Consider the following 20,120-nt stretch of genomic DNA (forward strand, 5'->3'; position numbering starts at 1 on the left):
AGTCGCAAAGTTCCTGCAGAGGTGTTCCATGGATATCATCGAAACGATCAAAGAGCAGATTGCCAACAACACCATTCTGCTTTACATGAAGGGCGCACCTAACGCGCCTCAGTGCGGTTTCTCCGCAAAAGCGTCCCAGGCTGTGATGGCATGTGGCGAGAAGTTCGCTTACGTGGATATCCTGCAAAACCCTGAAATCCGCGCCAACCTGCCAAAGTATGCCAACTGGCCGACTTTCCCGCAGTTGTGGGTAGCCGGTGAGCTGGTTGGCGGTAGCGACATCATCACTGAAATGGCAGCTGATGGTTCGCTGCAAGCGCTGATCAAAGACGCAGCGCAAAAAGCAGCAGTCAAGACTGACGCCTAATGGGCGAGCAATAAAAAGCCCCGCTTCTCTGGTGAGAGCGGGGCTTTTTTGTGCCTGAACGCTACGGGTTATTCACCCATCTGCGATTGCAGGTAATTCTCCAGGCTGACCTTGTCGATCAGGCCCAACTGGGTTTCAAGCCAGTCGATATGCTCTTCCTGATCTTCCAGGATATCTTCCAACAGTTCACGGCTGCCGAAATCGCCCTTGGTTTCGCAGTGAGCGATACCAGCCTTCAGGTCGCTGTGGCTCTTGCGCTCAAAGCCCAGGTCGCTGCTGATCATTTCCTGGGTGTGCTCACCGATGTTCAGCTTGCCCAGGTCCTGCACGTTCGGCAGGCCTTCCAGGAACAGGATGCGCTTGATCAGCGCGTCGGCGTCCTTCATGGCCTTGATCGATTCTTTGTATTCACGCTTGCCGAGCTTTTCCAGGCCCCAGTCATCGTACATGCGCGCATGCAGGAAGTACTGATTGATCGCGACCAGTTCATTGGCAAGGATTTTGTTGAGTTGCTGGATGACTGAGATGTCGCCTTTCATGACTGGGGTCCTGCCCTGTAATAGCTGTGTATAGGGCGGAGTCTGAGCGGTGAAAATCCTAGTGTCAAACCTAAGTTATTGAATAATAAATGAAAATTAATCGGAATAAGAATGTTTGTGTTCCGCGTCTTGGCGCTAACTAATTGAATTACAGGCATAAAAAAACCGGACACAAGGTCCGGCTCTTTAAAACATGCCTATCAGGCGTGTGTAAATTCTGTCGAGTAGGGGAGTGCGGCCTGGGCTGTTTGCAGCTGCGTCAGGGTTTCCCGTACCACTTGCTTGGCCAGGCAAGCACATTTGCCGCACTGGCTGGCAACGCCGGTGGTTTCACGCACTTCTTTGTAGCTGCAGCAACCTTCATAGATTGCTTCGCGGATTTGTCCGTCGGTGACGCCAGTGCAGAGGCAGACATACATAAGTGAGAACCGTCGCGGGTTTATGGCTTAAGTGCGATGGATCTTAATGTTAACGAGAATGATTGTCAAAATAGTTTCAGCAGCAATCCGGGGGGAATTGCCCGTGCGCTGACGAACGGTTTTTTCGGTGTATGATGGTCGGTCTTCACGAAGCGTGATTGCGTCATATTTCTGTCTGTTTCCACAGGCAGACTCGACCGGTCCTTTTACTTCAATCGTCACCCCTATATCAGGAGATATCCAATGAGCGTACTCGTCGGTAAACAAGCCCCGGATTTCGACGTACCAGCCGTCCTCGGCAATGGCGAAATCGTAGACAGCTTCAAGCTGTCTGAAGCCATCAAAGGCAAATACGGCCTGGTGTTCTTCTACCCGCTGGACTTCACCTTCGTCTGCCCTTCGGAGCTGATCGCCCTGGACCACCGCATGGACGATTTCAAGGCGCGCAATGTTGAAGTGGTCGCGGTTTCCATCGACTCCCATTTCACCCACAACGCCTGGCGCAACACCGCCATCAACGACGGCGGCATCGGCAAAGTCAAATACACCATGGCTGCCGACATGAAGCACGAGATCGCCAAGGCTTACGACGTTGAGTCCGAAGGCGGCGTGGCATTCCGTGGCGCGTTCCTGATCGACGACAAGGGCGTTGTGCGCTCGCAGATCATCAACGACCTGCCGCTGGGCCGTAACATGGAAGAGCTGATCCGCCTGGTCGACGCGCTGCAATTCCACGAAGAGCACGGCGAAGTCTGCCCTGCCAACTGGAAAAAAGGCGACAAAGGCATGAACGCTTCGCCTGAAGGCGTAGCGGCTTACCTGACCGAGAACGCTGGCAAGCTGTAAGCCAACGTCACGGTACAAAAAAACCGGCCTGAAAAGGCCGGTTTTTTTATGCGCGGGATTTGCCTTCAGTCGTTGAAGTCTTCCCAGCCGCCCATCTGTTTCCACCGATTGACGATGCCGCAGAACAGCTCGGCGGTCTTCTCGGTGTCGTAGCGGGCCGAGTGGGCTTCACGCCCGTCAAAGTCGATACCGGCCGCCTGGCAGGCTTTGGCCAGAACGGTCTGACCGTAGGCCAGGCCGGCAAGCGTTGCGGTGTCGAAACTGGAGAACGGATGAAACGGGTTGCGCTTCATGTCCAGCCGCGCCACGGCGGCGTTCAGGAAGCCCAGGTCGAAACTGCTGTTGTGGCCGACCAGAATCGCACGTTTGCAGCCATTGGCCTTCAACGCCTTGCGCACGCCACGGAAGATATCGGTCAGCGCCGCTTCTTCACTTACCGCCATGCGCAGCGGGTGGTCGAGCTTGATCCCGGTGAATTCCAGGGCAGCGGCTTCGATATTGGCGCCTTCAAACGGCTCGACGCGGAAGAAATGAGTGTGTTCCGGGTACACAAAGCCCTGTTCGTCCATGCCGATGGTGGTTGCGGCGATTTCCAGCAAGGCGTCGGTGGCGCAGTTGAAACCACCGGTTTCTACGTCGATGACAACCGGCAGATAACCGCGAAAACGCTCGGCCATCGGATGGCGCGAGCCGCCACCGCCGTGCTCTTGTTCGTCGTCGTAATGGTCTTCACTCACTTGCTTTCCTCCAGCAGGCGCCAGCGCAGTGTTTCACCGGCGCGCAGCGGGATAACGGTCAGCTCGCCAAACGGCAGGCTGGCAGGGGCGGTCCAGTCTTCACGGACCAGGGTAATGCGGTCGGTATTCGCCGGCAGGCCGTAGAAACGCGGGCCGTTGAGGCTGGCGAAACCTTCGAGTTTGTCCAGCGCGTTACGCTGTTCGAACGCTTCGGCGTACAACTCGATGGCGGCAAACGCGGTGTAGCAGCCGGCGCAGCCGCATGCGGCTTCCTTGGCGTGCTGGGCGTGTGGCGCAGAGTCGGTGCCGAGGAAGAACTTCGGGCTGCCGCTGGTGGCGGCATCCAGTAGTGCCACCTGGTGGGTATTGCGCTTGAGGATAGGCAGGCAATAGAAATGCGGCCGAATCCCGCCCACCAGCATGTGGTTGCGGTTGTAGAGCAGGTGATGAGCGGTGATGGTCGCGCCAACGTTGGCCGACGCTTCGCTGACGAACTGCACCGCATCGGCGGTGGTGATGTGTTCAAACACCACTTTGAGCGTAGGGAACAACTCGACCACACGACGCATGTGTTCATCGATGAAGATTTTTTCGCGATCGAACACATCCACGTCGCCACGGGTGACTTCCCCGTGGATCAGCAATGGCATGCCGACCTCCGCCATGGCTTCGATCGCCGGCAGGATCTTGTCGATACTGGTTACACCGGAATCGGAGTTGGTGGTCGCACCTGCCGGGTACAGCTTGGCGGCGTGCACATAACCGCTGGCCTTGGCTTCACGGATTTCTTCAGGCTGGGTGCGGTCGGTCAGGTAGAGCACCATCAACGGTTCGAAGCGGCTGCCGGCCGGTCGTGCAGCGAGGATGCGCTGGCGATAGGCGTCGGCTTCTGCGGCATTGCGCACCGGAGGTACCAGGTTAGGCATGATGATGGCACGGCCAAACGTGCGGGCCACATCGGCCACGGTTTGGGGTAACGCAGCACCATCGCGAAGATGAATATGCCAGTCGTCGGGACGCAGCAGGGTCAGGCGGTCGGACATTGGGGATTCCAGGCGGGTCAATCTGGTGGGAATGCTACCGGAAAAGACTCTTGCAGGCACTCGCTATCAAGTTTTGCCGGATGCTACCGATATCTCCGGGTATGCCTTAACGATGTATGACGCTTTGAAGTGTTGTAGAAACCAGTGGAGCCTCCCGTGCGCCAGTATTATCTAGCCCTGCTCAGTGTGTTCGCCAGCCTGCCTGCGGCGGCCCTCACGTTCCAGACACGTCTGGAGAATATTGAGTGGAAGGTAGAGGGCGATCAGTTCGAGTGCCGCCTGACCCAGCCGATCACCGATTTCGGTTCCGGTGAGTTCGTGCGCCGGGCCGGCGAGCAGGCAACGTTTCGTCTGAAAACCTATGGCGGCACCCTTGGCGCCGGCTCGGCAACCTTATTGGCCGCGGCCGCGCCGTGGCAGCCGGGCCGAGGTGATATCAACCTTGGGGCCGTGCGTGTCGGCAGCGGCGAGGTCCTGTTCAATAGCTCCCAGGCCCAGGCCGGCCGCCTGTTCACGGGTTTGCTTGAAGGGCGCAGCCCGACCGTGCGGCATTACGGGCGTCAAGGCGGCTACTCGGAAATTCGCCTGCTGCCTGTGAAGTTCAACAAGGCGTACAACGATTATCAGGTGTGCACCACCAAGCTGCTGCCCATGAATTACGACCAGGTCAAACAGACTGAAGTGGGCTTCCCCGGTGGTGGTATTGAGCTGGACGCGGCGGCCAAGAAGAAGTTGTCGGTGATCCTGGCATTCATGAAAGCCGATCCCACGGTCAATCATGTCGAGTTGAACGGTCATTCCGACAACAGTGGCAATCGCCTGACCAACCGTGACGTCTCACGGCGCCGCGCCCTGGCGGTGATGGACTACTTCAAGGCCAACGGCATCCAGGAATCGCAAATCACGATGCGCTTCCATGGTGAAAGCTACCCCTTGGCGCCCAACACCAATGCCGCCAACCGTGCGCGTAACCGCCGTGTAAATATTCAGCTTGAGCGGGTGGCTACCCCAGAGAAACCGGCGCCTCAGGCCACTGCGCCGAGCAACCCGGCGGCTACCTCATAAGAGGCGACCATCGGTCGCCCACTCGACATAATCTGTCGCTTTATCTTCATTTGCTGTCGCGCCCCTGTAATTTCACGGTTTTGATCGGTAGAATCGTCGCCTTTCCGTACAACCCCGTGGAGTGATGGCATGGCCGACGTAAACAAGGTCGTTCTCGCGTATTCCGGCGGCCTGGACACTTCGGTGATCCTCAAGTGGCTGCAGGATACTTATAACTGTGAAGTGGTGACCTTCACCGCTGACCTGGGTCAGGGTGAAGAGGTCGAACCTGCACGTGCCAAGGCGCAAGCCATGGGCGTGAAAGAGATCTACATTGACGACCTGCGCGAAGAGTTCGTCCGCGATTTCGTTTTCCCGATGTTTCGCGCCAACACTGTCTACGAAGGTGAGTACCTGCTGGGTACCTCCATCGCACGTCCGCTGATCGCCAAGCGCCTGATCGAGATCGCCAATGAAACGGGCGCCGACGCCATTTCTCACGGCGCCACCGGCAAGGGCAACGACCAGGTACGTTTCGAACTGGGTGCCTACGCACTCAAGCCAGGCGTTAAAGTCATTGCGCCGTGGCGTGAATGGGACCTGCTGTCCCGTGAGAAGCTGATGGATTACGCTGAAAAGCACGCTATTCCGATCGAGCGCCATGGCAAGAAGAAGTCGCCGTACTCGATGGACGCCAACCTGCTGCACATTTCCTATGAAGGCGGCGTGCTGGAAGACACCTGGACCGAGCACGAAGAAGATATGTGGAAATGGACGGTCTCCCCGGAGAACGCTCCAGACAAGGCGCAGTACCTGGAACTGACTTACCGCAACGGCGACATCGTTGCGCTGGACGGCGTTGAAATGACCCCGGCCACCGTACTGGCGACCCTGAACCGTATCGGCGGTCAGCATGGTATCGGCCGTCTCGACATCGTCGAGAACCGTTACGTTGGCATGAAGTCCCGTGGCTGCTATGAAACCCCGGGCGGCACCATCATGCTGCGCGCCCACCGCGCCATCGAATCCATCACCCTGGACCGCGAAGTCGCGCACCTCAAAGACGAGCTGATGCCCAAGTACGCCAGCCTGATCTACACCGGTTACTGGTGGAGCCCTGAGCGTCTGATGCTGCAACAGATGATCGACGCCTCCCAGGCTCACGTGAACGGTGTCGTGCGCCTGAAGCTGTACAAGGGCAACGTGATCGTCACCGGCCGCAAGTCCGATGAGTCGCTGTTCGACTCCAACATCGCCACCTTCGAAGAAGACGGCGGCGCCTACAATCAGGCGGACGCGGCAGGCTTCATCAAGTTGAACGCACTGCGCATGCGCATTGCTGCCAACAAGGGCCGCTCGTTGTTCTGAACCGTGCGCCCGTCGTGAAAAAAGGCCCCTTTTGCAAGGGGCCTTTTTTTTGCCTGGATTTTAGATGCGGCGCTGTTTATTAGCGTTTAGCGTGTGTTTAAGGATTTTTCCGTAACTTGCGCAATTATTATCCAGTTTATCTTTATATTTTTAAGGTTGAATGATTTTTTACATCTGATGAGGAACTATGTCTGACAGAAAATTCACTCATGTAGCTGCAATGGATATGTGAGTTGTTGAATTTTCTGTAGGAATTATGGAAGTGTCGAAATATGTTAAATGGAACTAATGCGGATAGTTTTTTCGGGGCGGTTTGCTGGCGTCATTGCGACAAACAAGGGGTATTTCCTGAAAGGCTTGTGCGGCACGTTTACTTTTACGGGCTGATGGTCATGATCTTTCACTCAAAATATGTACGCGTCGAGAAAGGTCTGAAAGCAACCATAAAGCTCTATGCATCTAAGTTGGCGAATTTTTGTAGGCTAATTCCTATCTTCTTGTGGGTTGGGTCTCTGCCTGCTCTTGCTCGGGGGGGAATGCTATGCCAACTAGTAATCGACTAGGCTATTGTGTTTGCTCTAAATAATTCGAACAGCGAAATTGGACTTTCTCATGAATAAAGTGCTGATCGTGGATGATCATCCCGTCATTCGTCTTGCTGTGCGCATGCTAATGGAGCGTCATGGTTATGAGGTCGTTGCCGAGACTGATAACGGTGTCGATGCGTTGCAACTTGCACGGGAACATATGCCGGATATTGTGATACTGGATATCGGAATCCCCAAGCTCGACGGCCTGGAAGTTATTTGTCGGCTGGCTTCGACCAAGCAAGCCGTCTCGTTCAAGGTGCTGGTGCTGACGTCCCAGGCGCCCGGCCATTTTTCCATGCGCTGCATGCAGGCAGGTGCCGCCGGCTATGTGTGCAAGCAGCAGGATCTGACAGAGTTGCTCAGTGCCATCAAGGCGGTGCTTTCCGGCTATAGCTATTTCCCGAACCAGGCGCTCAACTCAGTACGGTCAACCATGGGCAATGCCAGTGAAGCCGACATGGTCGAACGCTTATCGGGGCGGGAGATGATGGTGCTGCAGCAACTGGCCCGTGGCAAAACCAACAAGGAAATTGCCGATGGCATGTTCCTCAGCAACAAAACCGTCAGTACCTACAAGACGCGCTTGCTGCTCAAGCTCAATGCCAGGTCCCTCGTGGACCTGATCGAACTGGCCCAACGCAACGGCTTGGTCTAGGAGGATATTGCACCCCTTGAATACCCGTGTAACCGGCAGAAAAAAGCCTCCGTCAGGGAGGCTTCCGGCCGTCAACGGCTTGATCAGAGATCGAAGTCGTAATCGGCCAGCTGTTTTTGCAAGCGTCGCTCTTCCAGAAGATTGTCGATAGTGCGGCGTTTGCTTAAATTGGTCTTGGCCACCTCTGCTACAGGTGCCTCTACCACATCGTCATCCGACTCAACGAGGTCGTCTTCCACTTCCAGTTGTTCGTTGCCAGCGCTCATAAGGTCAACTCCAGGCTAAGACTGCCGTTGGGGCTCCTTATAGCGATAATCCGCGAACGGGTAAAAAAGATTTTTTCAATCGCCTGATCACAAAAACCAATGATCGCTCAATCGTCGGAGGTCTTGTCCTTGTATTCGCACAAGTCTTCGATACGGCAGCTGCCGCAGCGCGGCTTGCGGGCCTGGCAAACGTAGCGTCCGTGCAGGATCAGCCAATGGTGGGAGTCGAGCAGATAGGGCTTGGGCACGAACTTCATCAATTGCTTTTCCACCTCAACCACATTTTTGCCCCGCGCAATGCCGGTTCGGTTGCTGACGCGGAAAATGTGCGTGTCCACCGCCATGGTCAACTGCCGAAACGCCGTATTGAGTACCACGTTAGCCGTTTTGCGGCCCACGCCAGGCAAGGCTTCGAGGGCTTCGCGGGTTTGTGGCACCTCACCCCCATGCAGCTCCAGCAGCAGGCGGCACGTTTCGATCACATTCTTGGCTTTGCTGTTATACAGGCCGATGGTCTTGATGTATTCGGACAGGCCTTCCACACCCAGGGCGTAAATCGCGGCGGGTGTATTGGCCACGGGGTACAACTTCGCCGTGGCCTTGTTAACGCCAACGTCCGTGGATTGAGCCGAAAGGATCACCGCAATCAGTAATTCGAACGGTGAGGAGTAGGCCAGTTCGGTTTTCGGTTCCGGATTGTCTTCGTGAAACCTGCGGAAGATTTCCAGGCGTTTTGCGGCATTCATAGGGACAGACGTTTCCTTGCAGGCGGTCGGCGTAATGTTAGCAATACACAGCGCAGTGGGTTAGCCGTTGGCCTCGGCATCTTGTAGCGTTTGCTCGGCATCACTCAATGCGGCTTTCAAGGCTGCCAATTGATGCTCGTCAGCATGGTGATCCTGAGCCTTTTTCAACGCTGCACGGCGCATGGCCAGCTGGATTTTTGCGCGCTTGAACTCGGCGCTTTTAGTGGCCGTCTGTGGTGGCTGCGGTGAGCTGTTGGTCTCTAGTGCGGTAAGCGCCTGCTCGGATGCCTCGAACTGTCGCTGCAGCATAATCAATTGCGACTGTTGCTCAAAGGTCGGCGGATGCCCAAACGCTTTCAAGGATTTGTGCAACTGAGCGCGACTCATGGCGACGCTGCTTTTGGCCTGCTTGATCGCAGCGTCCTGAGCGGCCTGAGTATTATCGACCGGTGCCACCTCCATCGGCGCTGCGCGCTTGGCTCGTGCCAGGCGTTCGGCGAGCATGCAAGCTTCTTCACGTTGCAGACGGGCGTTACGTTGTTCGAAGCGTCGCCGTGCCCGGTTGCGTTTGAGGTCGCGCGCACGCCGTTCATCATCGTTGCTGGCCAAGTCACCGACGATAGGCAGAACGTCAGCAAGCGGGCGCATCTCGATACAGTCGACAGGGCAGGGCGCAACACACAGGTCGCAACCGGTGCACTCGTCGACAATCACGGTGTGCATCAACTTGGCGGCACCCACAATGGCGTCCACCGGGCAGGCCTGGATGCATTTGGTACAACCGATGCATTCGGCTTCGCGGATATAGGCGACTTGCGCAGGCGCATCTCCACGACTGGTGTCCAGCTCCAGTACCGGCAGGCGCAGCAGTTGCGCGAGCCCCTCAATGGTTTCCTGCCCACCGGGCGGGCACTTGTTGATGGCTTCGCCTTTAGCGATACCTTCTGCGTAAGGCTTGCAACCCGGGTGCCCGCACTTGCCGCATTGAGTCTGCGGCAGCAGCGCGTCGATACGTTGAATGAGGTTCATGCTGTGATCATAGCGTTGACGCCCGGCCCAGGGAGGAGGGCAAGCTGAGAAGCCCCGCCGTTAGCAACAGCGGGGCATTTTGCAGAGGTTACTTGATGCGTTGACCCGGCTTGGCACCGCTGTCCGGGCTCAGCAGGTAGATTTCTTCGCCGCCAGGGCCCGCCGCCATCACCATGCCTTCGGAAATGCCGAACTTCATTTTCCGTGGCTTGAGGTTGGCGATCATCATGGTCAGGCGGCCATCGAGCTTGGACGGGTCCGGGTAAGCGCTCTTGATGCCGGAGAATACGTTGCGCTGTTCGTCACCGATATCCAGCGTCAGGCGCAGCAGCTTGTCGGCACCTTCGACGGCTTCGGCCTTGATGATCAGCGCCACACGCAGGTCTACGGCGGCAAAGGCGTCGAAATCGATTTCCGGGGAAATCGGGTCCTTGGCCAGTTCGCCATTGCCCGCCGGCGCGGATTGGCCGGTATCGGTCTGGCTGGCGACCAGGTCTTCTTTCGAAGCGTCGGTCATGGCCTGGACTTTCACCGGGTCAATTCGGGTCATCAAGGGCTTGAACGCGTTCAATTGATGATTGCCGAGCAAGGTGGTGTGATCGTTCCAGCTCAACGGCGCCACGTTGAGGAACGCCTCGGCATCGGCGGCCAGCAATGGCAGCACCGGCTTGAGGAAGATCACCAACTGACGGAACAGGTTGACTCCGGTGGCGCAGATCGCCTGGACTTCAGCTTCCTTGCCTTCCTGCTTGTTCAGTGACCACGGCGCCTTGTCGGCGATCCACGCGTTGGCGCGGTCGGCCAGGCCCATGATCTCGCGCATGGCGCGGGCAAAGTCGCGGGCTTCATAAGCGTCGGCGATGCTTGGCGCGGCGGCCAGGAAGGCGTCGGTCAGTTCCGGTGCGGCGTTCTCGGCTACCAATACACCGGCGTTGCCCTTGTGGATAAACCCGGCGCAACGGCTGGCGATGTTGACGACTTTACCCACCAGGTCCGAGTTGACCTTCTGTACGAAGTCTTCCAGGTTCAGGTCCAGGTCGTCGACGCCACGGCCCAGCTTGGACGCGTAGTAATAGCGCAGGTATTCCGGCGACAGGTGGTCCAGGTAGGTGCGCGCCTTGATAAAGGTGCCACGGGACTTGGACATTTTCTGGCCGTTGACCGTCAGGTAGCCGTGCACGGCAATACCGGTCGGCTTGCGGTAGCCCGAGCCTTCAAGCATCGCTGGCCAGAACAGCGCGTGGAAGTTGACGATGTCCTTGCCGATGAAGTGGTACAGCTCGGCGGTGGAGTCCTTGCCCCAGAACGCGTCGAAGTCCAACTCCGGGGTGCGGTCGCACAGGTTCTTGAAGCTGGCCATGTAGCCGATCGGCGCGTCCAGCCATACATAGAAATACTTGCCCGGCTCGCCCGGAATCTCGAAGCCGAAGTACGGCGCGTCGCGGGAGATGTCCCACTGCTGCAGGCCACTGTCGAGCCATTCGGAGAGTTTGTTGGCCACGGCGTCCTGCAAGGTACCGCTGCGCGTCCAGGTTTGCAGCATTTGCTGGAAATCCGGGAGCTTGAAGAAGAAGTGCTGCGAGTCCTTGAGCACCGGAGTGGCACCGGAGATCGCTGACTTGGGATCCTTCAAGTCGGTCGGTGCGTAGGTCGCGCCGCATTTTTCGCAGTTGTCGCCGTACTGGTCTTCGGTGCCGCATTTCGGGCAGGTGCCCTTGATGAAACGGTCGGCCAGGAACATTTTCTTTTCCGGGTCGAAATACTGGGTCACCGAACGTTGGTCGATGTGCCCGGCTTCCTTCAGCCGCAGGTAGATCTGGCTCGACAGCTCGCGGTTTTCTTCGGAGTGGGTCGAGTGGAAATTGTCGAAATCCACCAGGAACTCGGCAAAGTCGGCGCTGTGTTCAGCCTGCACATTGGCGATCAGTTGTTCCGGGGTGATGCCTTCCTTTTCGGCGCGCAGCATGATGGCCGAACCGTGGGCGTCGTCCGCGCAGACATAAATGCATTGATTGCCGCGATGCTTTTGGAAGCGCACCCACATATCGGTCTGGATGTACTCAAGCATATGGCCAAGATGGATGGAACCATTGGCATAGGGCAGGGCGCTGGTGACGAGGATCTTGCGTGGCTCGGACATGGGGCTCGGCTACTTGATGAAACGGAGGTCGGCCACTATAAAGCGCTGGGAAATTTATTTCACCCCGTGACGCTGTTTCAGTGTCTTGCGCACCTTCGAAAGCATGCCGCTCGGCGGCTGGAACGGTTAGGATAGCCGCCTGTTTCAGTCAGTCTTTTTTCGGGAGTAGCCCATGAGCGCCGTCAATCGCGCAGCGGTGGAAGCCGTTCTTCGCCAGTACACCGACCCTTATTTGAACCAGGACCCGGTCAGTGCCGGTTGTGTGCGTGCCATCGAGGTCCAGGGCGACCAAGTGTCGGTGCAGTTGCAACTGGGTTATGCCGCAGGTTTGTTCAAAAGCGGTTGGGCGCAGATGTTGCAAATGGCCATCGAGGGCCTGGACGGCGTGGGTTCGGCCAAGGTCGATATCCAATGTGTGATCGCGCCGCACAAGGCCCAGGCGCAGATCCCTGGCCTGGCCAACGTCAAGAACGTGGTGGCGGTGGCGTCCGGCAAGGGCGGCGTGGGTAAATCCACCACCGCGGCCAACCTGGCCCTGGCCCTGGCCCGGGAAGGTGCGCGCGTGGGCATTCTCGATGCCGACATCTACGGGCCGAGCCAGGGCGTGATGTTCGGCATCGCGGAAGGCACGCGGCCGAAGGTGAAGGATCAGAAATGGTTTGTGCCCATCGAGTCGCTGGGTGTGGAAGTGATGTCCATGGCGTTTCTCACCGATGACAACACGCCGATGGTCTGGCGCGGGCCGATGGTCTCCGGTGCGTTGCTGCAACTGGTCACACAAACGGCTTGGGGCGACCTCGACTACCTGGTGATCGACATGCCGCCAGGCACCGGCGACATTCAGTTGACCCTTGCGCAGAAAGTTCCGGTGGCCGGTGCAGTGATTGTCACCACGCCTCAGGACCTGGCGCTGCTCGACGCCAGGAAAGGTGTGGAGATGTTCCGCAAGGTCAACATCCCGGTGCTGGGTGTTGTGGAAAACATGGCGGTGCACATCTGTTCCAACTGCGGACATGCCGAGCATCTGTTCGGTGAAGGTGGGGGCGAGAAGCTCGCTACCCAGTATGGCGTTGAACTGTTGGCATCGTTGCCATTGGCGATGGAGATTCGCGAGCAGGCCGATGGTGGCAAACCTACCGTAGCGGCAGAGGCTGATGGGCAGATCGCGATGATCTATCAGGAATTGGCCCGTCACGTCGGTGCGCGGATTGTTTTGCAGGAAGCGACGGCGCCGGCGATGCCGACCATTACCGTGAGCGACGATTGATTTGGCTTTAACGGTTACGCGAAAAGCCTGACGATCCGTGGTGCTCTCAGGTTTTTCGCGAGCTCGCTCGCTCCTACAGGTGGGGCGCCAATAGGGCTTGCTGCTACTTTGCGTAATGCGCGTGTAAGCATTCGCTTACTTTTCCGTAAGTGTTTGGTTTTTTTAGCGGTTGCGTACGTCTTGAATCGACGAAGTTATTATCTAAGGTTTTGAAAAATAACGATTATTTTCATTCTGGCGAGCGGAAAAGTTTGTCAGCCCTCCGTGGGGGGCGCGTTGAACTTCTCTCGGAACGCTCTAACATCAGCCCCGTGTCCACGGATTGGCACAGCCATCAAGGAACGATGGTTTGAAGGAACGTCGCAGGATGCGATTCATCAGGATGATGAAAAGGAATACAGGGACTAGGGAAAAAATGTGGGCGGGTCATACCGCCCCTTTTTTTTGCCTATAGAAAAGTAAAACGCTTCCTTCAGAAACGCAAAAAGGCCCGCAAGGGGCCTTTTGGGGGCGACGACGCTATCAGCGTTCGAGGTCTGCAATCTTACCTTTCTTGCCATCCCACTCCGCAGCATCGGGCATCGGGTCTTTGCGCTCGGTGATATTCGGCCATATTTCCGCCAACTCGACGTTCAGCTGAATAAACTCCTGCATCTCCGCAGGCACTTCGTCCTCGGAGAAAATCGCGACGGCCGGGCATTCTGGTTCACACAGGGCGCAGTCGATGCACTCATCCGGGTGGATAACCAGGAAATTCGGGCCTTCGTAGAAGCAGTCCACCGGACAGACTTCTACGCAGTCGGTGTACTTGCACTTGATGCAGTTGTCGGTGACGACGAAGGTCATTTCTAATTTTCTCCTCAGGCGGCGGCAGCGAAACCCCTTTTGGTGGGGTTCGCGAGGTTTGAGAGCGATAGTCTGCGGACCAGGCTAAAAGCCCGCAGCATCCCAAACCGCGCGAGATTCTATCAGCTTGCAAGCGTCTGCGTTATATCCGAGTCTTCAGTGCATATAACATTTCGAGCGCTTTACGCGGCGTCAAGTCATCCAGGTCAAGCTTTGCCAACTCATCCAGCACTGGATGGGGCAGGCTGGCGAACATATCGCTCTGGTGCGGCGCGGCGGGTTTCTTGCTGGCTTTGGCCGGGCTGGCGACCACCGTTTCATGGGGCAGGGCCGTGGTTTCCAGGCGGCTGAGGTGTTCACGGGCACGGGTGATCACCTCGCTCGGCACACCGGCCAACTGCGCCACGGCCAGGCCGTAGCTCTGGCTTGCCGGCCCTGGCAGCACATGGTGCAGGAACACAATGCGCTCGTTGTGCTCGGTGGCATTGAGATGCACGTTGGCCACCAGCGGCTCGCTTTCCGGCAACACCGTCAGCTCGAAGTAGTGCGTGGCGAACAGCGTGTACGCACGCAGATGCGCCAAGCGTTCGGCCGCGGCCCAGGCCAGGGACAGGCCGTCAAAGGTGCTGGTGCCGCGGCCCACTTCGTCCATCAGCACCAGGCTGCGTTCGGTGGCGTTGTGCAGAATGTTGGCGGTTTCGCTCATTTCCACCATAAAGGTCGAACGGCCACCGGCCAGGTCATCGCTGGAGCCGATCCGCGTGAAAATGCGGTCCACCAGGGACAGTTCGCAACTGGCTGCTGGGACGAAGCTGCCGATATGCGCCAACAGTACGATCAACGCGGTCTGGCGCATGTAGGTGGATTTACCGCCCATGTTCGGACCGGTGATCACCAGCATGCGGGTATCGTCGTCCAGCGACAGGTCATTGGCGACGAACGGCGTGGTCAGCACCTGCTCTACCACCGGGTGACGACCTTGCACGATGCGCATGCACGGTTCGCTGACAAATCGCGGGCAATTTAAGTCAAGGTTCAGCGCACGTTCGGCGAGGTTGCTCAACACATCCAGCTCCGCCAGGGCGGCGGCGGTGTCTTGCAACGGCGCCAGGCGGCTGATCAAGTCCTCGAGCAAGGCTTCGTAGAGCATCTTTTCCCGCGCCAGGGCGCGGCTTTTGGCTGACAGCGCCTTGTCTTCGAACTCTTTTAGCTCTGGGGTGATAAAACGCTCGGCGCCTTTGAGGGTCTGGCGACGTTGATAGTCGATAGGCGCCGACTCCGCCTGCTTGCTCGGCAACTCGATAAAGTAACCATGCACGCGGTTATAGCCGACCTTCAGGTTAGCCAGGCCCGTACGGGCTTTTTCGCGGGCTTCCAGGTCGATCAGGAACTGCCCGGCGTTTTCGCTCAGGGATTGCAGCTCATCCAACTCGCTGTCGTAGCCGGTTTTCAACACGCCGCCGTCACGAATGATCGCCGGCGGGTTGTCGATAATGGCCTTTTCCAGCAACGCCGCGAGGTCTGGATAAGTACCGGCCGTCACGGCCAGCTGTTGCAGGTGCGGCGTGTCCAGTTCGGTCATCGCCACTTGCAACTGAGGCAGGGCGCTCAAGGCATCGCGCAGGCGAGCCAAGTCACGGGGCCGCGCATTGCGCAGGCCGATCCGCGCCAGGATGCGCTCGATATCGCCAATCTCTTTCAGTTGCGGCTGCAGTTTTTCAAAGCGATAGCCGTCCAGCAGGCAGGTAATGGAAGACTGGCGCGCTTGCAGCACCGTCAAATCCCGCAGCGGACGGTTCAACCAACGGGTCAGCAAACGGCTGCCCATCGCGGTCTGGCAACGGTCCACCACCGATTGGAGGGTGTTATCACGCCCACCGGCCAGGTTGGTGTCCAGCTCCAGGTTGCGACGGCTGGCGCCATCGAGCACCACGGTATCGTCCAGACGCTCATGGCGCAGGCTGCGCAAGTGCGGCAGGGCAGTGCGCTGGGTTTCCTTGGCGTAGCTGAGCAAGCAGCCTGCGGCACCGATGGCCAGGGTCAGGGTTTCGCAACCGAAGCCTTTAAGGTCCTGCACCGAGAACTGCTGGCACAAACTTTTCAGCGCCGAGTCGCGCTCGAAATCCCACGGTGCACGACGCTTGGTCCCACGACGTTTCTCTGCCGGCAAGTCCTTGGGCCAATCATCCGGAATCAACAACTCCACCGGATTGATACGCTCAAGTTCCGCCAGCAGGTTCTCCCAGCCCTTGATCTCCAGCACGCTGAAGTTGCCGCTGGTGATATCCAGCACCGACAGGCCGAACAAACGCTCATCGCCCAACACCGCCGCAATCAGGTTGTCGCGACGCTCATCCAGCAACGCCTCATCACTCACCGTGCCCGGCGTAATAATGCGTACTACCTGACGCTCCACCGGCCCTTTACTGGTGGCCGGGTCGCCGATCTGCTCACAGATCACCACCGACTCACCCAGCTTCACCAGCTTGACCAGGTAGCCTTCCAACGAGTGGTAAGGAATCCCACACATCGGAATCGACTGCCCCGCCGACTGCCCGCGCGCGGTCAGGGTGATGTCCAGCAGCTTGGCGGCCTTCTTCGCGTCTTCGTAGAAGATCTCGTAGAAGTCGCCCATGCGATAGAACATCAACTGATCAGGGTGCTGGTTTTTCAGGCGCCAGTACTGCTGCATCATCGGGGTGTGGGAGGACAGATCGGAGGTGTTTTTACTCATTGGGTAATAGGCAAATTCGTTGAAAGTGATGGGGCAAAGGGGGCGCTTGGCCCAGCATTTTTTGCGATGGCGGCAAGGTTAACACGCGAAGTGGCGCGTTCGCAGGTTGCAAACGGCTAGGTAAAATGCAAATTGACCCAATAAAAAGCCCGGCAAAGGACCGGGCTTCGAAAGGCGGCGTGCAATCAAGCTCTTTTCGCTTCTGCCTTCATCATCACGAGATTCTGCTGCTTGGTCGCTTCAGCCAGAATCTCACTGTAGACGCGCTTTTTCTGCTCGGATTTTGCGTTACGGATAAAGTCGGCAAAGGAGCTTTTTGCTTCTTTGGACAAGCCCTGCTTGATTGATCAACGCGCTCCTGATGGCGGCCCGAGCTTAACCGCTGATCGGCCGGTGCATGCTGCTCGGGAATATGGTAGTCAATCTTGTCGACACCTGCCGTCCAGAGTTGTCGATATGCTTGATGGGCAAATCCACGTGAGCGTCGTCCCTGATAAGCGGCAAACACGTTGCGAAGCTCATCGGGGTCGATCCGTAGGAGGTAGAAATTATCACGCGATTACAGCCTCTTTATTGGCCAAAACTTCACTTAATACATCCGTTTTATGTATAGATATGCAAATTAGCATTTGCCAACCCCCAAAACTCCCGTCACTATCCGCGTTATGCAAAAACGCAACGTTTCTATTGTCTTAAGAGAACTGCTGGATCGCGACCGGATCTCCCCCACGGAGCTTCACCGGCGCACTGGCGTGCCTCAATCCACATTGTCCCGGATCCTCAGCGGCAAGATCGTTGATCCGTCGGATAAACACATCTCCCGTATCGCCGAGTATTTCCGCGTGAGTACTGATTACCTGCGCGGGCGCGCAGCAGTGGGCGTTTTGCGCGATGACGGGCGCGACCCGATGCATTCGGAACTCAAGGACATAAGCCTGTGGGACGACGACACTCCCGTTAATGATGACGAGGTGTCGATCCCCTTTCTGCGCGAGGTTGAATTGGCTGCTGGATCAGGAAGATTCGTCATCGAGGAAAGCGAGAAGGCCAGCCTGCGGTTCGGCAAGCGCAGCTTGCGGCATAATGGTGTGCAGTTCGACCAGGCCAAATGCGTGACGGTACGTGGCAACAGTATGTTGCCGGTATTGCGCGACGGCGCCACGGTCGGTGTGAATGCTGGCAAGAGCGGCATCGGCGACATCGTCGATGGCGACCTGTATGCAATCAATCACAACGGCCAGTTGCGGGTTAAACAGCTCTACCGCCTGCCTTCCGGGATTCGCCTGCGCAGCTTCAACCGTGATGAGCACCCGGATGAGGACTACAGTTTCCAGGATATCCAGGACGAGCAGATCAGCATCCTCGGTCATGTTTTCTGGTGGGGCATGTACGCCCGCTAACCTCCACGCGTAAGAAGAAACCCGCCCATGAGCGGGTTTTTTTTCGCTTGCAGAAAACCGCCAAACCCCACGCCCGTAAGGCTTCTAATGCATACGTGCATTTCAGCGGCAAAAATAAATGCATTTGTGCATTGACTGTATATGCATACATGCATATTCTTCATCTCAAGCCAGCCAACAAGGCTTGGTGGAGGTGGCAAGGATGCTGCCAAGGAAGACAAGGAAGGCACGCAACATCGGCAAGGACGCCATCGAAGCGATGGCAGGGATGCCAGGCAACACCGGCAAGGATGCCGACGCTCTTTAGTTTTAATGCTTCAAAAAACAGGCAGCGATGAACCGGCCTTAACGGTTCAGAGGGTTGGCAACTGACCCGGGTGTGCAGCGTAAAGCACCAGAAGCAGTTATCCGGCAGACAGGGATCGTGGTCGGAAAAACATCGAGGAAAGGACCGTACCGCGCCAGTAGCGCCGAAAGTCCGAGGACAGCATTACTGAAAAGCCCGGGCAACCGGGCTTTTTGGAATGCCTACCTATCGAAGCATCTGTAAATGAAATATGGATTATTAATTGCTCAGCCAGGAGGCGTGACATGACAAATGAACAGCAAGCGTTAGCGGAAATGCCTATCTGGCTGGTCATCGTACTGGCAGTGATCGGCGGCGTATCCGGCGAGATGTGGCGGGCCGACAAGGAGGGCGCCCGCGGTTGGTCGTTGATCCGTCGCCTGGCCCTGCGTTCCGGGGCGTGCATGGTGTGCGGGGTTTCGGCCCTGATGCTGTGCTACGCAGCGGGGATGTCGATCTGGACCGCCGGCGCCATTGGTTGCCTGACCGCCATGGCCGGTGCCGACGTGGCTATCGGCCTTTATGAGCGGTGGGCCGCCAAGCGCATCGGGATCAACCAAGGCTCCCGCCAGGACCCGCAGTAATTGTTGCAAGGACGCTATTTAAAATGACGCTTATCGAAAAGCCATCCCAACTGCCCCAGGCCGTGGCCGCTGCGCTGCATGCAGCCTTCCCGGACCTCAAGGTCGGCAGTCATCAGGACTTCCAGGGCGACGCCGAAAAAACCGGTGTGCAGGTCACGGTCGAAGGCAACGGCCCGGGTATTCGCTCTCGCGAAGGGCGCAAGGCCCACGTGCTGAGCATTTCACTCAGGGCCATGGTCGCTCCCGGCGCATTGCCGTTCGATGCCTGTGACCTGGCCAGCCAACTCATGGACCTGGTGTTGGATAACCGTTGGAACCTGCCCACGACACAATGCGATTTGCCCGCCAATATCGTCGCCGCTCCGGCTGTGCGTAGCACCCTTGATGCGGACTACGACACCTGGACGGTTTCCTTCACGCAAACCCTCTATCTGGGGCCTGCGTTACTCGACGATCCCACAGGCCAACCGCTATTTGCCTGCACCTGGGACGTCTCCAATATCGACGACCCAACCCAATACCAGCCACTGGCGGAGTAGCCCATGTTCGACGCGCTGTTACGCATGCAATTGGGGCCGATCGTCGAACGCTTGGCCGAGATGGAGTCCCAGCTCGAAGACCTCTACCGCCGCGCCGAGAGCTTTTGTCGGATCGGCATTTGCCAGCAGGTCGACGCGGCCAGCAACACCTGCAAGGTCAGCCACGGTGACTTGCTCACCCCGGCGATCCGTTTTTTCAACCCCAGTGCCGGTGCGCAAACGGAAACCCGCATTCCCACGGTGGGTGAGCAATGCCTGCTGCTCAACTACGGCGGGGGAGAAGGCGGTGTGCAATCCGTGGCTTTGTTTGGCCTCAACAGTGATCGTTTTCCGCCAGTCTCCAGCGTTGCGACGTTGACCCGGCGCCGCCATCAAGACGGCACCCAAAGCGACTACGACGACGCCAGCCACACCTTCAGCTGGGCCAATGGCCCGACCACCTTCAGCGGTTCCCGCGAACAAGTTGACGTCAAAGTCGGCGCCGCCAGCCTGACCCTCAACGCCCAGGGCATCACCCTGCAAGTCGGCGGTACCAGCCTGTTGCTGGATGCCGGCGGCGCGCACTTCAGCGGCCCGGTGGTGGACCATCAAGGACGCGTCATCAGCCCCCGATAA

21 protein-coding genes are annotated in these 20,120 nt (G+C 57.7%); 11 read left to right on the plus strand and 10 right to left on the minus strand.

The window, feature by feature from the left end; genetic code table 11:
• Positions 1-28: 28 nt before the first annotated feature.
• The gene (gene grxD, locus GIV35_RS13505; RefSeq protein ID WP_054898038.1) at positions 29-367 is read left to right on the plus strand and encodes a Grx4 family monothiol glutaredoxin; all 339 of its coding nucleotides are present in this window, start codon (positions 29-31) and stop codon (positions 365-367) included.
• A gap of 68 nt (positions 368-435) precedes the next feature.
• Here the strand turns inward: grxD and bfr are convergent, their stop codons facing one another.
• Positions 436-906 carry a bacterioferritin gene (bfr, locus tag GIV35_RS13510; protein ID WP_054898039.1) on the minus strand — a complete coding sequence of 157 codons (471 nt, stop codon included), beginning with the start codon at positions 904-906 and terminating at the stop codon, positions 436-438.
• Positions 907-1,106: 200 nt separating this feature from the next.
• The gene (locus tag GIV35_RS13515) at positions 1,107-1,325 is read right to left on the minus strand and encodes a bacterioferritin-associated ferredoxin (protein ID WP_017526354.1); all 219 of its coding nucleotides are present in this window, start codon (positions 1,323-1,325) and stop codon (positions 1,107-1,109) included.
• A gap of 243 nt (positions 1,326-1,568) precedes the next feature.
• On the opposite strand from GIV35_RS13515, the gene GIV35_RS13520 reads away from it, so the two are divergent.
• Positions 1,569-2,171, plus strand: coding sequence for a peroxiredoxin (locus GIV35_RS13520; RefSeq protein ID WP_034096135.1), 603 nt, complete (start codon positions 1,569-1,571; stop codon positions 2,169-2,171).
• A 65-nt stretch (positions 2,172-2,236) separates the two neighbouring features.
• Here GIV35_RS13520 and rnt read toward each other — a convergent pair whose 3' ends face one another.
• Both rnt and pyrC read right to left on the minus strand, forming a co-directional pair.
• The gene (gene rnt / locus GIV35_RS13525) at positions 2,237-2,908 is read right to left on the minus strand and encodes a ribonuclease T (protein WP_003188980.1); all 672 of its coding nucleotides are present in this window, start codon (positions 2,906-2,908) and stop codon (positions 2,237-2,239) included.
• Positions 2,905-3,951: a dihydroorotase gene (pyrC, locus tag GIV35_RS13530; protein ID WP_032893318.1), complete on the minus strand. Its 1,047-nt coding sequence runs from the start codon at positions 3,949-3,951 to the stop codon at positions 2,905-2,907. The genes rnt and pyrC overlap by 4 nt, the downstream gene beginning before the upstream one ends.
• Positions 3,952-4,107: 156 nt before the next feature.
• On the opposite strand from pyrC, the gene GIV35_RS13535 reads away from it, so the two are divergent.
• The 3 genes from GIV35_RS13535 to GIV35_RS13545 all read left to right on the plus strand — a co-directional run bounded on the left by GIV35_RS13535 (position 4,108) and on the right by GIV35_RS13545 (position 7,608).
• Positions 4,108-5,016 (plus strand): flagellar protein MotY, encoded by a 909-nt coding sequence (locus GIV35_RS13535; protein ID WP_223023000.1) that lies wholly within the window; start codon positions 4,108-4,110, stop codon positions 5,014-5,016.
• A gap of 129 nt (positions 5,017-5,145) precedes the next feature.
• A complete protein-coding gene (locus GIV35_RS13540; protein ID WP_003188984.1) occupies positions 5,146-6,363 on the plus strand; it encodes an argininosuccinate synthase in 1,218 nt (405 codons plus the stop codon).
• A gap of 612 nt (positions 6,364-6,975) precedes the next feature.
• On the plus strand, positions 6,976-7,608 hold the full coding sequence (locus GIV35_RS13545) for a response regulator transcription factor (protein ID WP_003188986.1): 633 nt from the start codon (positions 6,976-6,978) through the stop codon (positions 7,606-7,608).
• Between the two features lie 83 nt (positions 7,609-7,691).
• Here the strand turns inward: GIV35_RS13545 and GIV35_RS13550 are convergent, their stop codons facing one another.
• The 4 genes from GIV35_RS13550 to metG form a co-directional block, all read right to left on the minus strand.
• Positions 7,692-7,874: a PA3496 family putative envelope integrity protein gene (locus GIV35_RS13550; RefSeq protein WP_014717144.1), complete on the minus strand. Its 183-nt coding sequence runs from the start codon at positions 7,872-7,874 to the stop codon at positions 7,692-7,694.
• 107 nt (positions 7,875-7,981) lie between these two features.
• On the minus strand, positions 7,982-8,620 hold the full coding sequence (gene nth, locus GIV35_RS13555) for an endonuclease III (RefSeq protein WP_003188989.1): 639 nt from the start codon (positions 8,618-8,620) through the stop codon (positions 7,982-7,984).
• A gap of 60 nt (positions 8,621-8,680) precedes the next feature.
• A complete protein-coding gene (gene rsxB / locus GIV35_RS13560; RefSeq protein WP_105225909.1) occupies positions 8,681-9,649 on the minus strand; it encodes an electron transport complex subunit RsxB in 969 nt (322 codons plus the stop codon).
• 88 nt (positions 9,650-9,737) lie between these two features.
• Positions 9,738-11,789 carry a methionine--tRNA ligase gene (metG, locus tag GIV35_RS13565; RefSeq protein ID WP_034135813.1) on the minus strand — a complete coding sequence of 684 codons (2,052 nt, stop codon included), beginning with the start codon at positions 11,787-11,789 and terminating at the stop codon, positions 9,738-9,740.
• 172 nt (positions 11,790-11,961) lie between these two features.
• Between metG and apbC the strand changes: the two genes are divergently transcribed.
• A complete protein-coding gene (apbC, locus tag GIV35_RS13570) occupies positions 11,962-13,056 on the plus strand; it encodes an iron-sulfur cluster carrier protein ApbC (RefSeq protein WP_034135812.1) in 1,095 nt (364 codons plus the stop codon).
• A gap of 522 nt (positions 13,057-13,578) precedes the next feature.
• Here the strand turns inward: apbC and fdxA are convergent.
• Positions 13,579-13,902, minus strand: a complete 324-nt coding sequence (gene fdxA / locus GIV35_RS13575; protein ID WP_003208688.1) for a ferredoxin FdxA — start codon at positions 13,900-13,902, stop codon at positions 13,579-13,581.
• Positions 13,903-14,044: 142 nt separating this feature from the next.
• Complete coding sequence (gene mutS, locus GIV35_RS13580) at positions 14,045-16,636, minus strand: DNA mismatch repair protein MutS (RefSeq protein ID WP_019817700.1); 2,592 nt, start codon at positions 16,634-16,636, stop codon at positions 14,045-14,047.
• Between the two features lie 125 nt (positions 16,637-16,761).
• Between mutS and GIV35_RS13585 the strand changes: the two genes are divergently transcribed.
• From GIV35_RS13585 to GIV35_RS13605, 5 genes are all read left to right on the plus strand, one after another.
• On the plus strand, positions 16,762-16,983 hold the full coding sequence (locus tag GIV35_RS13585; RefSeq protein ID WP_223022999.1) for a hypothetical protein: 222 nt from the start codon (positions 16,762-16,764) through the stop codon (positions 16,981-16,983).
• Between the two features lie 318 nt (positions 16,984-17,301).
• Positions 17,302-18,036, plus strand: coding sequence for a LexA family transcriptional regulator (locus GIV35_RS13590; RefSeq protein WP_105225966.1), 735 nt, complete (start codon positions 17,302-17,304; stop codon positions 18,034-18,036).
• Between the two features lie 591 nt (positions 18,037-18,627).
• Positions 18,628-18,966, plus strand: coding sequence for a phage holin family protein (locus GIV35_RS13595; protein ID WP_005785384.1), 339 nt, complete (start codon positions 18,628-18,630; stop codon positions 18,964-18,966).
• A 23-nt stretch (positions 18,967-18,989) separates the two neighbouring features.
• A complete protein-coding gene (locus GIV35_RS13600; RefSeq protein WP_223022998.1) occupies positions 18,990-19,505 on the plus strand; it encodes a hypothetical protein in 516 nt (171 codons plus the stop codon).
• A 3-nt stretch (positions 19,506-19,508) separates the two neighbouring features.
• Entirely contained in the window at positions 19,509-20,120 is a 612-nt protein-coding gene (locus tag GIV35_RS13605) for a phage baseplate assembly protein V (protein ID WP_197900810.1), read from the plus strand.

The sequence above is a fragment of the Pseudomonas sp. PA-1-6B genome, assembly GCF_021609545.1.
In the GTDB taxonomy this organism is placed as follows: Bacteria; Pseudomonadota; Gammaproteobacteria; order Pseudomonadales; family Pseudomonadaceae; genus Aquipseudomonas; species Aquipseudomonas fluorescens_BV.

Bases quoted from the DNA above. Each gene is read 5' to 3' on its own strand.
- bfr (WP_054898039.1), bottom strand. From the start codon at position 906: ATGAAAGGCGACATCTCAGTCATCCAGCAACTCAACAAAATCCTTGCC.
- GIV35_RS13595 (WP_005785384.1), top strand. From the start codon at position 18,628: ATGACAAATGAACAGCAAGCGTTAGCGGAAATGCCTATCTGGCTGGTC.
- GIV35_RS13590 (WP_105225966.1), top strand. From the start codon at position 17,302: ATGCAAAAACGCAACGTTTCTATTGTCTTAAGAGAACTGCTGGATCGC.
- GIV35_RS13515 (WP_017526354.1), bottom strand. From the start codon at position 1,325: ATGTATGTCTGCCTCTGCACTGGCGTCACCGACGGACAAATCCGCGAA.
- GIV35_RS13605 (WP_197900810.1), top strand. From the start codon at position 19,509: ATGTTCGACGCGCTGTTACGCATGCAATTGGGGCCGATCGTCGAACGC.
- GIV35_RS13520 (WP_034096135.1), top strand. From the start codon at position 1,569: ATGAGCGTACTCGTCGGTAAACAAGCCCCGGATTTCGACGTACCAGCC.
- rsxB (WP_105225909.1), bottom strand. From the start codon at position 9,649: ATGAACCTCATTCAACGTATCGACGCGCTGCTGCCGCAGACTCAATGC.
- metG (WP_034135813.1), bottom strand. From the start codon at position 11,789: ATGTCCGAGCCACGCAAGATCCTCGTCACCAGCGCCCTGCCCTATGCC.
- apbC (WP_034135812.1), top strand. From the start codon at position 11,962: ATGAGCGCCGTCAATCGCGCAGCGGTGGAAGCCGTTCTTCGCCAGTAC.
- mutS (WP_019817700.1), bottom strand. From the start codon at position 16,636: ATGAGTAAAAACACCTCCGATCTGTCCTCCCACACCCCGATGATGCAG.
- fdxA (WP_003208688.1), bottom strand. From the start codon at position 13,902: ATGACCTTCGTCGTCACCGACAACTGCATCAAGTGCAAGTACACCGAC.
- GIV35_RS13585 (WP_223022999.1), top strand. From the start codon at position 16,762: ATGCAAATTGACCCAATAAAAAGCCCGGCAAAGGACCGGGCTTCGAAA.
- GIV35_RS13540 (WP_003188984.1), top strand. From the start codon at position 5,146: ATGGCCGACGTAAACAAGGTCGTTCTCGCGTATTCCGGCGGCCTGGAC.
- GIV35_RS13550 (WP_014717144.1), bottom strand. From the start codon at position 7,874: ATGAGCGCTGGCAACGAACAACTGGAAGTGGAAGACGACCTCGTTGAG.
- GIV35_RS13545 (WP_003188986.1), top strand. From the start codon at position 6,976: ATGAATAAAGTGCTGATCGTGGATGATCATCCCGTCATTCGTCTTGCT.
- pyrC (WP_032893318.1), bottom strand. From the start codon at position 3,951: ATGTCCGACCGCCTGACCCTGCTGCGTCCCGACGACTGGCATATTCAT.
- GIV35_RS13600 (WP_223022998.1), top strand. From the start codon at position 18,990: ATGACGCTTATCGAAAAGCCATCCCAACTGCCCCAGGCCGTGGCCGCT.
- nth (WP_003188989.1), bottom strand. From the start codon at position 8,620: ATGAATGCCGCAAAACGCCTGGAAATCTTCCGCAGGTTTCACGAAGAC.
- grxD (WP_054898038.1), top strand. From the start codon at position 29: ATGGATATCATCGAAACGATCAAAGAGCAGATTGCCAACAACACCATT.